General features: G+C 71.7%; 11 protein-coding genes. 4 read left to right on the forward strand and 7 right to left on the reverse strand.

Annotated features, from left to right (window positions below):
* Positions 1-11: 11 nt before the first annotated feature.
* The 4 genes from opcA to tkt form a co-directional block, all read right to left on the reverse strand.
* Positions 12-1,169, reverse strand: a complete 1,158-nt coding sequence (opcA, locus tag ACWCYY_RS17130; RefSeq protein ID WP_345288660.1) for a glucose-6-phosphate dehydrogenase assembly protein OpcA — start codon at positions 1,167-1,169, stop codon at positions 12-14.
* Positions 1,166-2,725 carry a glucose-6-phosphate dehydrogenase gene (zwf, locus tag ACWCYY_RS17135; protein WP_380149100.1) on the reverse strand — a complete coding sequence of 520 codons (1,560 nt, stop codon included), beginning with the start codon at positions 2,723-2,725 and terminating at the stop codon, positions 1,166-1,168. The genes opcA and zwf overlap by 4 nt, the downstream gene beginning before the upstream one ends.
* Positions 2,726-2,791: 66 nt before the next feature.
* The gene (gene tal, locus ACWCYY_RS17140; protein WP_345280634.1) at positions 2,792-3,907 is read right to left on the reverse strand and encodes a transaldolase; all 1,116 of its coding nucleotides are present in this window, start codon (positions 3,905-3,907) and stop codon (positions 2,792-2,794) included.
* A gap of 78 nt (positions 3,908-3,985) precedes the next feature.
* Positions 3,986-6,082, reverse strand: a complete 2,097-nt coding sequence (tkt, locus tag ACWCYY_RS17145; RefSeq protein ID WP_345280636.1) for a transketolase — start codon at positions 6,080-6,082, stop codon at positions 3,986-3,988.
* Positions 6,083-6,527: 445 nt separating this feature from the next.
* Between tkt and ACWCYY_RS17150 the strand changes: the two genes are divergently transcribed.
* Positions 6,528-7,469, forward strand: a complete 942-nt coding sequence (locus ACWCYY_RS17150) for a heme o synthase (RefSeq protein WP_345280638.1) — start codon at positions 6,528-6,530, stop codon at positions 7,467-7,469.
* Between the two features lie 173 nt (positions 7,470-7,642).
* Here ACWCYY_RS17150 and ACWCYY_RS17155 read toward each other — a convergent pair whose 3' ends face one another.
* A complete protein-coding gene (locus ACWCYY_RS17155; RefSeq protein WP_449796485.1) occupies positions 7,643-8,284 on the reverse strand; it encodes a DUF2461 domain-containing protein in 642 nt (213 codons plus the stop codon).
* 88 nt (positions 8,285-8,372) lie between these two features.
* On the opposite strand from ACWCYY_RS17155, the gene ACWCYY_RS17160 reads away from it, so the two are divergent.
* A complete protein-coding gene (locus ACWCYY_RS17160) occupies positions 8,373-8,711 on the forward strand; it encodes a hypothetical protein (protein ID WP_345280642.1) in 339 nt (112 codons plus the stop codon).
* Positions 8,712-8,766: 55 nt separating this feature from the next.
* On the opposite strand, the gene ACWCYY_RS17165 is transcribed toward ACWCYY_RS17160, so the two are convergent.
* Positions 8,767-9,735: a COX15/CtaA family protein gene (locus ACWCYY_RS17165; protein WP_345280644.1), complete on the reverse strand. Its 969-nt coding sequence runs from the start codon at positions 9,733-9,735 to the stop codon at positions 8,767-8,769.
* Positions 9,736-9,791: 56 nt separating this feature from the next.
* Positions 9,792-11,060 (reverse strand): acyltransferase family protein, encoded by a 1,269-nt coding sequence (locus ACWCYY_RS17170; protein ID WP_449796486.1) that lies wholly within the window; start codon positions 11,058-11,060, stop codon positions 9,792-9,794.
* Positions 11,061-11,530: 470 nt separating this feature from the next.
* Here ACWCYY_RS17170 and ACWCYY_RS17175 point away from each other — a divergent pair, with 470 nt between their 5' ends.
* Both ACWCYY_RS17175 and ACWCYY_RS17180 read left to right on the forward strand, forming a co-directional pair.
* The gene (locus ACWCYY_RS17175; RefSeq protein WP_449796487.1) at positions 11,531-12,799 is read left to right on the forward strand and encodes a choice-of-anchor A family protein; all 1,269 of its coding nucleotides are present in this window, start codon (positions 11,531-11,533) and stop codon (positions 12,797-12,799) included.
* A gap of 169 nt (positions 12,800-12,968) precedes the next feature.
* The gene (locus ACWCYY_RS17180) at positions 12,969-13,538 is read left to right on the forward strand and encodes an LPXTG cell wall anchor domain-containing protein (RefSeq protein WP_345280650.1); all 570 of its coding nucleotides are present in this window, start codon (positions 12,969-12,971) and stop codon (positions 13,536-13,538) included.
* The last annotated feature ends 2 nt before the right edge of the window (positions 13,539-13,540 follow it).

Below are 13,540 nucleotides of genomic sequence, written 5' to 3' on the forward strand. Positions count from 1 at the left end.
GGCGGCCGTGCTCACGAGCCGGCCTTCTTCCGGGTGGCGGTCTTCTTGGCCGGTGCCGCCTTCTTGGCCGGGGCGGCCTTCTTGGCGGTGGCCGTCTTCGCGGTCGGCACCTTCCTCGCGGCCGGCGCCTTCTTCACGGGAGCCGTCGCGGCCGGTGCCTCCTCCTCGACCCGGGCGGTGACCCGGGGCGGGGCGGCGACGGCGGCCTCGACCACCGGAGCAGCCGTCACCTGCTCCGACCTGGGCTCCTTGAGGCGCTCGATCGGCGTCTTCACGGCGGCCGCGTAGATGTCGTCCGGGTCGAGCCGGCGCAGCTCCTCGGCGATCAGCTCGGCCGTCTCCCGCCGCTTCAGGGCGACCTGACGGTCCGGCGCACCGGGCATCGACAGGGTGCCCATCAGGCCGTCCGGGCGGTCCAGGACGATGTCGCCGTCCTCGGTCCGCAGGGTCACCGAGGTGATGCCCGGACCGGCCGTCACCACCCGCTCCACCGGCACCCGCAGACGGGTCGTCAGCCAGAGGCCGAGCAGCTCGACGCTCGGGTTGTACGACTCGCCCTCGACCACCGCGGAGGTGATCGTCACCGGGCGCTGGTCCAGGGCGGCGGCCAGCATGGAGCGCCAGCCGGTGATCCGGGTCCAGGCCAGGTCGGTGTCGCCGGGGGTGTAGCTGGCGGCCCGCTGGGCCAGCTGGCCGACCGGGGACTCGGCGGTGACGGCGTCGGTGATCCGACGCTGGGCCAGCGCGCCGAGCGGGTCCTGGGCGGGGTGCAGCGGGGCGTTCTCCGGCCACCAGACCACCACGGGGGCGTCCGGCAGCAGCAGCGGGAGGACCACCGACTGGGCGTGCGAGGCGAGTTCGCCGTGCATCCGGAGGATGACGGTCTCGCCCGAGCCCGCGTCGGAGCCGACCAGGATCTCGGCGTCCAGCCGGGTCTCGGCCCGGGCGCGCGGGGAGCGGCCGGCCCGCTTGATGACGGCCAGGGTGCGCGAGGGGTGCTCGCGGGAGGCGTCGTTGGCGGCCTTGAGGGCGTCGTACGCGCTGCCCTCGTCGGTGACGATCACCAGCGTGAGGACCATGCCGGCCGCGGTGGAGCCGCTGTCCCGGCGGGCGTCCATCAGGGCCGCGTTGATCTTGCTGGAGGTGGTGTTGGTGAGGTCGGTCTTCATGGCCGGCGCCAGCTCCTGCCGTCTCGTGCGAGCATCTCGTCCGCCTCGGCGGGGCCCCAGGTGCCGGAGGAGTACTGGGCGGGCTTGCCGTGGGTGTCCCAGTACTGCTCGATCGGGTCGAGGATCTGCCAGGAGAGCTCGACCTCCTGGTGGCGCGGGAACAGGTTGGCGTCGCCGAGCAGCACGTCCAGGATGAGCCGCTCGTACGCCTCCGGGCTGGACTCGGTGAAGGACTCGCCGTAGGCGAAGTCCATCGTGACGTCGCGGACCTCGAAGGAGGTGCCCGGCACCTTGGAACCGAACCGCACGGTGACGCCCTCGTCCGGCTGGACCCGGATGACCAGGGCGTTCTGCCCCAGCTCCTCGGTCGCGTAGGAGTCGAACGGCAGGTACGGGGCGCGCTGGAAGACCACCGCGATCTCGGTGACCCGGCGGCCGAGCCGCTTGCCGGTGCGCAGGTAGAACGGCACCCCGGCCCAGCGGCGGTTGTTGATCTCCAGCTTGATGGCGGCGTAGGTGTCGGTCTTGGACTCGGGGTTGATGCCGTCCTCGTCCAGGTAGCCGACCACCTCCTCGCCGCCCTGCCAGCCGGCCGCGTACTGGCCGCGGACGGTGTGCTTGCCCAGGTCGGCCGGGAGCTTGACGGCGCTGAGCACCTTGAGCTTCTCGGCCACCAGGGCCTTGGGGTGGAAGGAGGCCGGCTCCTCGATGGCGGTGAGCGCCATCAGCTGGAGCAGGTGGTTCTGGATGACGTCGCGGGCCGAGCCGATGCCGTCGTAGTACCCGGCCCGGCCGCCGATGCCGATGTCCTCGGCCATGGTGATCTGCACGTGGTCCACGTAGGACCGGTTCCAGATCGGCTCGAACATCGAGTTGGCGAAGCGGAGCGCCAGGATGTTCTGGACGGTCTCCTTGCCGAGGTAGTGGTCGATCCGGAAGACCTCGTCACGGGGGAAGACCTCGTGGACGATCCGGTTCAACTCCTGGGCGCTCGCCAGGTCGTGGCCGAACGGCTTCTCGATCACCGCGCGGCGCCAGGAGCCCTTCGGCGGGTCGGCCAGCCCGTGCTTCTTGAGCTGCTTGACCACGATCGGGAAGGCGCCGGGCGGGACGGACAGGTAGAAGGCGAAGTTGCCCCCGGTGCCCTGTGCCTCGTCCAGCTCGATGATCGTCTTGCGCAGGTGCTCGAACGCCTCGTCGTCGTCGAAGGTGCCCTGCACGAAGCGCATGCCCTTGGCCAGCTGCTGCCAGACCTCCTCGCGGAAGGGGGTGCGGGCGTGCTGCTTGACCGCGTCGTGGACCTCCTTGGCGAAGTCCTCGTCCTCCCACTCGCGGCGGGCGAAGCCGACGAGCGAGAAGCCCGGCGGCAGCAGGCCGCGGTTGGCCAGGTCGTAGATGGCCGGCATCAGCTTCTTGCGCGACAGGTCGCCGGTGACCCCGAAGATGACCAGGCCCGACGGGCCCGCGATGCGCGGGAGCCGTCGGTCTGCGGGGTCACGCAGCGGATTCGAGGGCGCGAGCGGGGGTTCGCCCTGCTCGCCCTCGGCCCCGGACAGGTCGGGGAAGGTTTCAGTGCTCACTGGTGGTGAACTCCGCTTCGTGAACGTCGGTGTGAGCGGGTGTCAGTGCTCGTCGGCGAAGGACGCCAGCGAGGCGGTGACGGTGTCCAGCAGCTCGGTCCAGGACTGCTCGAACTTCTGCACGCCCTCGTCCTCCAACACCTGGACCACGTCGTCGTAGTCCACGCCGGCGGCGGCGATGGCGTCCATCACGGCCTTGGCGTCGGCGTAGTTGGGGGTGATGGTGTCGCCGGTGACCACGCCGTGGTCGCCGGTGGCGTCCAGGGTGGCCTCGGGCATGGTGTTGACGGTGCCCGGCGCCACCAGTTCGGTGACGTACAGGGTGTCCGGGAGGTTCGGGTCCTTGACGCCGGTGGAGGCCCAGAGCGGACGCTGCGGCTTGGCACCGGCCGCCTCCAGCGCCTTCCAGCGCTCGCTGCCGAAGACCTCCTCGTACGCCTGGTAGGCGAGGCGGGCGTTGGCCAGCGCGGCCTTGGAGCGCAGGTCCTTGGCCTCGCCGCCGATCTTGTCCAGGCGCTTGTCGATCTCGGTGTCCACGCGGGACACGAAGAAGGAGGCGACGGACTCGATCTGGGACAGGTCCAGGCCGGTGGCCTTGGCCTTCTCCAGACCCGCCAGGTAGGCGTCCATCACGGCGCGGTAGCGCTCGAGCGAGAAGATCAGCGTGACGTTCACGCTGATGCCCTTGCCGAGGACCTCGGTGATGGCGGGCAGGCCGGCCTTGGTGGCGGGGATCTTGATCAGCACGTTGGGGCGGTCGACCAGCCACCACAGCTGCTTGGCCTCGGCCACCGTCGCGGCGGTCTCGTGCGCCAGCCGCGGGTCGACCTCGATGGAGACCCGGCCGTCGCGGCCGTTGCTGGCGTCGTAGACCGGGCGCAGCACGTCGGCCGCGTCGCGCACGTCCGAGGTGGTGATCATGCGGATCGCCTCGTCGGTGGTGACCTTGCGGACCGCCAGGTCGCGCAGCTGGCCGGCGTAGGCGTCGCTGCCGCCGCCGATGGCCTTCTGGAAGATGGTCGGGTTGGTGGTGACGCCGACCACGTGCTTGCTCTGCACCAGCTCGGCCAGGTTCCCGGAGTTCAGCCGGTCACGGCTGAGGTCGTCCAGCCAGATCGCCACGCCCTCGTCGCTGAGGCGCTTCAGTGCGTCAGTCATGGTGCTCATTCCTCTTTTGTTCTGATGAGAAGTCAGGGAGGGGTGGGTGCCCGCGGAGGGCACCCACCCCGGGTGCGACTAGCGCGAGACGGCCTCGACGGTGCGCAGCGAGGCGCGGGCGGCGTTGGCCACGGCGTCGGCGGTCAGGCCGAACTCGCGGAAGAGGACCTTGTAGTCGGCGGAGGCGCCGAAGTGCTCCAGGCTGACGATCCGGCCGGCGTCGCCGACCAGCTCGCGCCAGCCCTGGGCGATGCCCGCCTCGACCGAGACCCGGGCCTTCACGTTCGGGGGCAGCACGCTGTCCCGGTAGGCCTGGTCCTGCTCGTTGAACCACTCGATCGAGGGCATCGAGACGACCCGGGTCGGGATGCCGTCGGCCTCCAGCTCCTCGCGGGCCTGGACGGCCAGCTGCACCTCGGAGCCGGTGCCGATCAGGATCACCTTGGGCGCGGCGTCGGACGCCTCGGCCAGCACGTAGCCGCCCTTGGCGGTGCCCTCGGCGGAGCCGAAGACCTCGCGGTCCCAGGTGGGCACGTTCTGGCGGGTCAGCGCCAGGCCGACCGGGCCGGGGTGGCTGGTCTGGCGCTCCAGCACGGTGCGCCAGGCGACGGCGGTCTCGTTGGCGTCGGCCGGGCGGACCATGGCCAGGCCCGGGATCGCGCGCAGGGAGGCCAGGTGCTCCACCGGCTGGTGGGTCGGGCCGTCCTCGCCGAGGCCGATCGAGTCGTGCGTCCAGACGTAGGTGACCGGCAGCTTCATCAGCGCGGCGAGGCGGACCGCCGGGCGCATGTAGTCGGCGAAGACCAGGAAGGTGCCGCCGAAGACGCGGGTCCTCCCGTGCAGCGCGATGCCGTTCATGGTCGAGCCCATGGCGTGCTCGCGGATGCCGAAGTGGATCGTCCGGCCGTACGGGGAGGCCGACTTGAGCGGGTTCCCCTCCGGCAGGAAGGAGCTGTGCTCGTCGATCGTGGTCAGGTTGGACTCGGCCAGGTCGGCCGAACCGCCCCAGAGCTCGGGGATGACCGCGCCGAGCGCCTTCAGGGTGTCGCCGGAGGCCTTGCGGGTGGCGACCTCCTTGCCGGACTCGAAGACCGGGACGGCCTTCTCCCAGCCGTCCGGCAGCTCGCCGGCGGAGATCCGGTCGAACTCGGCGGCCCGCTCCGGGTTGGCCTCGCGCCAGGCGTGGAAGCCCTTCTCCCACTCGGCCCGGCCGGCCTTGCCGCGCTGGACGACCTCGCGGGCGTGGTCGATGACCGCCTCCGAGACCTCGAAGGTCTTGGTCGGGTCGAAGCCCAGCACCTTCTTGGTGGCGGCGATCTCGGCGTCGCCGAGCGCGGAGCCGTGCGCCTTGGCGGTGTTCTGGGCGTCCGGGGCCGGCCAGGCGATGATGGTGCGCATCGCGATGATCGACGGGCGGGCGGTCTCGGCCTTCGCGGCGGCCAGCGCGGCGGCCAGCGCGTGGACGTCCACGTCGCCGTCGGCCTTCTGGGTGATCCGCTGCACGTGCCAGCCGTACGCCTCGTAGCGGGCGAGCACGTCCTCGGAGAAGGCGGTCTCGGTGTCGCCCTCGATCGAGATGTGGTTGTCGTCGTACAGCGCGACCAGGTTGCCCAGCTTCTGGTGGCCGGCCAGCGAGGACGCCTCGGCCGAGATGCCCTCCTCCAGGTCGCCGTCGCTGACGATGGCCCAGACGGTGTGGTCGAACGGGGAGGTGCCGGCGGCCGCCTCCGGGTCGAACAGGCCGCGCTCGTAGCGGGCGGCCATCGCCATGCCCACCGCGTTGGCGATGCCCTGGCCCAGCGGGCCGGTGGTGGTCTCGACCCCGGCGGTGTGGCCGTGCTCCGGGTGGCCCGGGGTGCGGCTGCCCGCGACGCGGAAGGCCTTCAGGTCGTCCAGCGAGAGCCCGTAACCCGACAGGTAGAGCTGGGTGTAGAGCGTCAGCGAGGTGTGGCCGGGGGAGAGGACGAAGCGGTCACGGCCGGCCCACGCGGGGTCGGTCGGGTCGTGGCGCAGGAAGCGCTGGAAGATCACGTACGCGGCGGGGGCCAGCGACATGGCCGTCCCCGGGTGTCCGTTGCCGACCTTCTGGACGGCGTCCATGGCCAGGACACGGGCGGTGTCGACGGTCCGCTGGTCCAGCTCGGTCCACTCGAATGCGTTCGGCGTGGTGCTCACCCTTTCTCAGGGCTCCTTCCATATGAAGAGTGACCCCGTGATGGACCGGGCCGGCCACGGCACTGTGGACCTGACGTCTCGTTGGTTCCGGTCACGGAGGGTTGATCCCGCTTCTCTGTGCGAGCCTACCGCCCGGGCGGGCCTTCACCCTGCGTGGCAGGACATCCCGGACGTACCTCCCGGGATTCCGGTGGACCGTGTCACCTGCTCACCTCCCAGCCTCACGCGGAACCCGTCCGACGGCCCGTCAGGTGAGCAGGACGGGGGACGCGGCCGCTTTGCCACGATTCACCCGGCGGTGTGCGGTTCCGCCTCGCCGGAGGACCCCGGCGCCGGTCCCGGTATATGGAGCGTCTAAGGTGGCGTGGTACGCGCAGTGCGGACGGATTCGGCACGTTCTGGTTCCGGGGACGCCTGTGAAGATTCACCGTGAGTTGGGGTGTCCGTGACCGCCGTTGAATCCCGTCCTGCCGGGGTGCTGGGGACTTCCCCTGCCCGCAGGCCGTTCGGGGCCCGCGTCGGGGCGTTCGTCGCGCTGACGAAGCCCCGGATCATCGAACTGCTGCTGATCACCACCGTGCCGGTGATGTTCCTGGCCCAGCGCGGAGTGCCCGACCCACTGCTGGTCGTCTGGGTGGTGGTCGGCGGGTACCTCTCCGCCGGCGGCGCCAACGCGCTCAACATGTACATCGACCGCGACATCGACGCCGTGATGTCCCGGACCGAGCGCCGCCCGCTGGTGACCGGCATGGTCTCGCCGCGCGAGGCGCTGGTCTTCGGCATCTCGCTGGCCGTCCTGTCGACGGCCTGGCTCTGGCTGCTGGTCAACCCGCTGGCCTCCGGGCTGGCGCTGGCCGCGCTCCTCTTCTACGTCTTCGTCTACACGCTGGGCCTGAAGCGGCGCACCGCGCAGAACATCGTCTGGGGCGGCATCGCCGGCTGCATGCCGGTCTTCGTCGGCTGGGCGGCGGTGACCAACTCGCTGTCCTGGTCGGCGCTGGTGCTCTTCCTGGTCATCTTCTTCTGGACGCCGCCGCACTACTGGCCGCTGTCGATGAAGGTCCGGGAGGACTACGCCAAGGCCGGCGTGCCGATGCTGCCGGTGCTCAAGGGCAACCTCGCGGTGGCCCGTCAGATCGTCGCCTACTCCTGGGTGATGGTCGCCGTGTCGATGCTGCTCTGGCCGCTGGCGCACACCAGCTGGCTGTACCCCGTCTCGGCGGCGGTGCTCGGTGCCTTCTGGCTGAAGGAGGCGCACGGGCTGCACGCCCGGGCCAAGGCCGGGGTGGTCGGGGCGAAGCTGAAGGAGATGCGGCTGTTCCACTGGTCGATCACCTACCTGACCCTGCTGTTCGTGGTCATCGCGGTGGACCCGTTCATCGGCTGACGTGACGTCACGGCGGAGGCCCCCTGCGGGGGGCTTTCGGCGTTTTCGGGGGTGGGGTGGGTCGCGGGTCGTCGCGGCGGGCCCGTTCATCGGCTGACGTGACGTCACGGCGGAGGCCCCCCGGGCGGGCTTCGTGCCTGACTCGCCCTCAGGGGACCCCCGCCGGAGGCGGGTCAGCGGGCGGGGAGCTCGCTGGGGCCGACGTGGTCGTCGAGCCAGGCCATCAGGGGCTGGGAGTCGCGGATGAACCCGGCGATCGTCTCCGCCGCCTCCGGGGTGCCCATCCAGGCGGCGGGCTCCCACTCCTGCCAGGCGACCAGGCCCTTGTTGCGCAGCAGCCCGATCCGCGGGTGGTCCTTGGTGAAGCCGCGCGGGGTGGTCCTCAGCGGCTCCTGCCCGTGCACCGCGAGGCCCCCGGCCTCGACCGCCGCGATCACCCGCTCCAGCTCGGCGCCGGTCACGTCCTCGGCCACCGCCGCCCGGTAGCGGGCGAGTTGGTCGGTGGCCAGTCGGTACATGCCGTTGCCGCAGGCCAGGTGGTCGGCGGAGAGCTGGATGTAGCCCCCGCTGTCCAGCCAGGCCCCGATGTGGGTCTTGTACGGGGTCTTGTCCTTGCTGAAGCGCACGTCCCGGAACGGCCGGAACACCTTGCCGGGCCCGAACTCGGGCTCCAGCGCGTCCAGCAGGGCGAGCATCGGCGCGCGGACGTCCTGCTCGTAGCGGGCCTTGTGGGCCTGCCAGAACGGCTTGGAGTTGTCGGTCTCCAGCTGCTCGAAGAACTCGAAGGCCTCGGCGGGCCAGCCTTGGAAGGTCACCCGGCCAGCCTATGCACTCCGCCGATGTGTTCGGCCGCACACGCCGATCCCGTCGCCAGACCGACTACCCGTCGGTAGCATGCGGTCCATGAGCAGCGCAGAGACCGCCACCACCGCCGCGCCGGACGCCCGCGCCGAGCGCCGTGCCAAGCGCATCGCCAAGAACATCCAGAGCTTCGCCAAGCAGCACGGCGGCTCCGTCGAGGGCGTGGTCGAGCACGTCAGCGGCATCGCCACCCGGATCGTGCTGGTCGGCGCGGACGGCTCCTGGGGCGACCAGGTCGCGCCCAGCCAGGCCGTCGGCCTGCGCGCCGCCGAGCTGGCCGGCGTGAAGCTGCACGAGGACTTCGAGGGCGAGCTGGCCCTCAAGGTGCGCACCAGCGGCTACGAGTGGAAGCGCATGGCGGGCCTCCAGCTGGGCGGCTGACGGACCGTACGACGGAGGCCCGGACCCGGGGTGGGTCCGGGCCTCCGTCGTACCGTCAGGCGTCCTGCAGGGCCTGGGCGGGCACCGGCACGGGCGCGGCCACCACCGGGCGGTGGCGCAGCGAGAGCGGCACCCGCAGGGCGGCGATCCAGACCAGGGCGGCGCCGAGCATGTGCAGGCCGACCAGGATCTCCGGGGCGTCGGTGAAGTACTGGACGAACCCGATCAGGCCCTGGGCGAGCAGCAGCACCAGCAGCTCGACGGCCCGGCGGCGGGCGGCCTTCGGGGCCTTGACGGCGGCCAGCGTGAAGATCACCGCGACGGTCAGGCCGAGGGCCAGGAAGACGAAGTCGGTGTGCAGCTGGGCGAGCCGGTCGTAGTCCACCGGGATCCGGGCGACCGGCTTGCCGTCTGAGCTGGAGGCGCCGGGGTGGTGGCCCGCGCCGGTGACCAGGGTTCCGGCCACCACCAGCAGGCCCATCGCCACCACCAGCACGTCGGCCAGCTGCCGGACGGGGCGGGGCACCAGCGGCTCGGGCTCCCCGTCACCCTCCTTGGCCCGCTCCCAGGTCAGCACCGCGACCCAGACCAGGCCCATCGCGGCGATCAGGTGGGCGCCGACGATGTAGGGGTTGAGGCCGGTCAGCACGGTGATGCCGCCGAGCACGGCGTTGCTCATCACCAGCCAGAACTGGGCCCAGCCCAGCCGGCTGACGCTCCGCCGCCAGGGCTCGGTGCACCGCCCCGCCAGGGTGACCCAGGCGACCGCCGCGCAGAGCACGTAGGTGAGCATCCGGTTGGTGAACTCGATGACCCCGTGCACGCCCATCTCGGCGGTCGGGGTCAGGCTCTCGGCGGTGCAGCGCGGCCAGGTCGAGCAGCCCAGCCCGGAGGCGGTGAGCCGGACGGCGCCGCCGGTCACCACGATGACCACGCTCATCACCAGCGCGGCCAGCGCGGCCCGGCGGACGGTCTCGGCGGTCGGGTGCCAGCGCTCGGCGAGCAAGGAGGAGGGGGTACGCACGCCTGACACTGTAATTCGCCTTATTCGTGATCAATGCACCAGGGCGCCGCCCGTCGTCAGGCGCGTCTCTTCCCCTTGATCCGGCGGGGCCAGGGGAACAGCCGGGGTCTGCGCTTGGCGGCCAGGTCCTCGATCCAGCCGAAGCAGAGGACGAACAGGCCGATCAACGGGACGCCGACCAGCAACTGCGGGTACATGGTGCGCAGCAGCCAGCCGAAGTTCTCCGAGAGGAAGTCGCTGCGCCAGCACAGGTCGATGATCGGCACGGAGAGCTCCAGCGCCAGGGTGTGCCAGAGGTAGACGCTGACGGCGCGGGCGTTGAGCAGGCTGATCAGACCGTTCCAGCGCTCCAGCCTCGGCGGCCACTCCTTCCACGACGGGCTGAGGTGGAGCAGCAGCAGGACGAAGCCGAAGGACCAGATCGCCTGGCCGACCGGGACGCTCTCCAGGTCGGTGACCTCGGTCGGGTCGATCACCGGGCGGCTGGTGTACCACCAGAAGCCGGCCAGCATCACCAGCGGGGCGACGGACGGGGCGACGTACTGCGGGAGCTTCTTGAGCAGGCCCTCGTTGTGGGCCATGCCGAGGATCCAGCAGGAGCCGAAGACCAGGAAGTCGCTGAGGGTCTCCCAGATCCGGCCGTCCTCGGGGAGGTAGCCGCTGGCCATCGCCAGTGCCAGCGGGGTCAGCACGGTGACCACCGGGAAGCGGCGCAGGCAGCGCAGCATCAGCGGGGAGAGCAGCACGTACCAGAGGTAGGCCCGCAGGTACCAGAGCGGGACGCCGACCTGCTCGCCCCAGCTGTGCTCCATCAGCCCGCCGAAGCCGGGCAGGTCACCGACGGGGTAGGGCGGGGTGGAGAGCGGCACGAGCCAGAGCGCCATCTTGCCCCACCACCAGCCGGGGTGGCCCTCGGAGTTCGGGCCCCAGCCGTCCAGGATCCACAGGGTGGTGATCACCGCGCCGAACAGCCAGAGCGGCGGCAGCAGGCGGCGCAGGCGGCCGCGGATCACGCCGAGCGCGGGCTTGGCCAGCGAACGGGCCATCAGGGAGCCGGCCAGCGCGAACATCACGCCCATGGACGGGAAGACCAGCGGCAGCCAGGACCAGCTGAAGTTGTGGTAGAGCACCACGCGGCCCAGCGCGAGGGCGCGGAGCAGGTCGAGGTAGCGGTCGCGGCCGCCGCCGCGCTTCACCGGGGCGGGCTCGGGCTCGGCCTCGGGCCCGGCGGCGGCAGGCTCGGGGAGCTGCCACTCCTCGGGGATGCGGGGCTGCGGTAGGACGCGCAGCTGGACGGTTTCGATGTGCTGCGGGTGGCTGGACATGGGCGGTTCCTGCGCGGTGAGGACGGAGCGGGCGGTGCGGGGGGAGGCGGTGCCGCGGGCGGGGAGGTTCAGCGGGCCGGGGTGGTGGCCGGTGCGACCGCCCCGTCGACCCGGATGGTGGCCGGCACGGGCGCCTGGGGGAGGGCGCCGAGGAGGGGAGAGGTGGTCACCGTGGCTGACGCTAGTGCAGCCCCGTCGGCTGATTGACCGTCAATGTCCGATCTGAGGGGTTCTGCGCCTTCCTTGTGACCGGATCGAGATTACGTACACCCCAAGGCTGGCGGGCCACCGTCAGATCGGGGGAGTGCCCGTTTCATCCTCATAAAGCGTCAACTCTCCCGAACTGCAGGGCATTCAGGGGCAGTCTCGGGCATTCGCGACATTGGTCTTGACCAGTCGGGGGTTGGCTGGAAAGAGTGCGCCTTGACCCGTGTTCCGTCATGGCCGCACCCACAGCGGAGATCCTGCACATGCGCATATCCGTGCCCGCCGCCGCACTCCTCCTCGGCAGCTCGCTCGCCCTCGCCCCCCTCACCGTCCCGACGGCCTCCGCGGTCCCGAACGGGGACCAGTGCGCCGGCCTCGGCGTGGCCAACCTCTACGGCGAGTTCATCGAGGGCGACGACTCGCACAGCCCCGACGCCGAGGGCGCGGTCGCCGTCGGCGGCAACTTCAGCGGCACCTTCACCGTCGGCAACGAGCTGACCGCCGCCCAGATCGACCGGCTGCCCGGGAAGAACGCCTTCGTGGTGGCCGGCAACGTCTCCGGCAACGTCCAGGTCATGAAGGGCAACGGCGTCTACGGCGGCACCCTGACGGGCAAGCTGGAGGCGCACCAGGGCAAGATCGCCAAGGGCCCGTCCCCGATCGACTTCGCCGCCGAGTTCGCCAAGCTGCGGGCCGCCTCCACCCAGCTGGCCGCCGCGCCCGCCAACGGCAAGGCCGTCACCGACGGCAACGCGCTGCGCCTCACCGGCACCGACCAGAAGCTCAACCACTTCGTCGTCCCCGCCGAGCAGTTGGAGAAGGCCAAGGAGGTCCACCTGACCGTCCCGGCCGGCGCCGTCACCGTCGTCACGGTGACCGGCGGCTCCTACGACCAGGCCAAGGCCGGCACCACCGGGTTCCTGCTCAACGGCGTGCTGGACGACAAGCTGCAGAGCGTCGCGGGCGGCGCCGTCCGCGAGAAGCTGCTCTGGAACTTCCCGACCGCCACCCAGGTCGTCAAGAACAGCGGCAACGCCTGGCCGGGCAGCGTGCTCGCCCCCAACGCCCACTTCGACCTCGGCAAGGGCGGCCCGGTCAACGGCTCCGTCATCGCCAAGTCGCTGGTCGGCACCGGCGGCGCGGAGACCCACCACTACCCCTTCACCGGCTGCCTGCCGGTGACCCCGTCGGCCAGCCCGTCGCCGAGCACCCCGGGCACCGGCCCCTCGCCGTCCGCGAGCACCTCGGTCTCGCCGTCGGCCAGCCCGTCGCCGAGCACCCCGGGCACCGGCTCCTCCCCGCAGCCCAGCGGTTCCGGCACCCCCTCGGCCGGCGGCAGCGGCACCCCGTCCGGCTCCGCCACCACCCCCGGCGGCACCGCACCGAGCGCCTCCCCCTCCTCGCCCGGGGGCGGCCTGGCCTTCACCGGCGCCAGCGGCCTGCTGCCGCTGACCATCGGCGGCGTGGTGATCGTCGGCGCCGGCGCGGCCGTCGTGGTGGCGACCCGCCGCCGCAAGGGCCGCCGCGCCTGACCGGCCGTCAGCAGGGCACGCACCCGCCGTTCGGAATCGAACGGCGGGTGCGTACTTTTTTCGCCAAGCCCGCCGGTGCCGCGGCCGTCCGCCGGTAGAGTCCGCTCGAAGGTCCGCGCGGGGGAGTCAAGACCCTTGCCGGGCAAGGTCGTTCGGGAGGGAGCAGCGGATGGCACGGCAGCGTGGGGTGTTCGGCGCGGTACTGGCGACGGGGATCCTGGCCCCTGTACTGCTGGCGGGCGGCGCAGCGGCCGTCTCGCCGCAGCACGGCGTCGAGTGGACGGTCGGCTGCGACAAGGTCAGCGTCCGGCTGTCCGGCTACGGCGAGCAGTTCACCAACCGGGTCTCGCTGGAGATCGGCGGCAAGGCGGTGCTCACGGAGGAGAAGTTCTCCACCGCGTTCACCAAGGAGTTCCCGGTGGCCGCGCACACCGAGGACCTCACCGTCACCCTCACGGTGACCACCGATCAGGAGCCCAAGTCCCCGATCACCAAGACGGCGACCAGCGCCCCCTGCCCGAAGCCCACCCCGACGCCCACGCCGACCCCGAGCGCCACCCCGACCCCGACCCCGACGCCCAGCGCGACGCCGTCGAAGAAGCCGAGCCCCAAGCCGAGCGCCCCGCAGCTGGCCGAGACCGGTGGCGGCGGAAGCGCCGTCCCGATCGCCCTGGCCGGCGCGGGCGTGCTGCTGGTCGGCGGCGCCCTGGTCCTGGTCGGACGCCGCCGCTCGCGCTGAGG

It is taken from the genome of Kitasatospora sp. NPDC001664, from assembly GCF_053596675.1.

What these genes read in the sequence shown, in the direction of transcription:
- opcA (WP_345288660.1), bottom strand. Translation starts at nt 1,169, where the DNA reads ATGAAGACCGACCTCACCAACACCACCTCCAGCAAGATCAACGCGGCC.
- ACWCYY_RS17170 (WP_449796486.1), bottom strand. Translation starts at nt 11,060, where the DNA reads ATGTCCAGCCACCCGCAGCACATCGAAACCGTCCAGCTGCGCGTCCTA.
- tal (WP_345280634.1), bottom strand. Translation starts at nt 3,907, where the DNA reads ATGACTGACGCACTGAAGCGCCTCAGCGACGAGGGCGTGGCGATCTGG.
- ACWCYY_RS17160 (WP_345280642.1), top strand. Translation starts at nt 8,373, where the DNA reads ATGAGCAGCGCAGAGACCGCCACCACCGCCGCGCCGGACGCCCGCGCC.
- ACWCYY_RS17180 (WP_345280650.1), top strand. Translation starts at nt 12,969, where the DNA reads ATGGCACGGCAGCGTGGGGTGTTCGGCGCGGTACTGGCGACGGGGATC.
- ACWCYY_RS17175 (WP_449796487.1), top strand. Translation starts at nt 11,531, where the DNA reads ATGCGCATATCCGTGCCCGCCGCCGCACTCCTCCTCGGCAGCTCGCTC.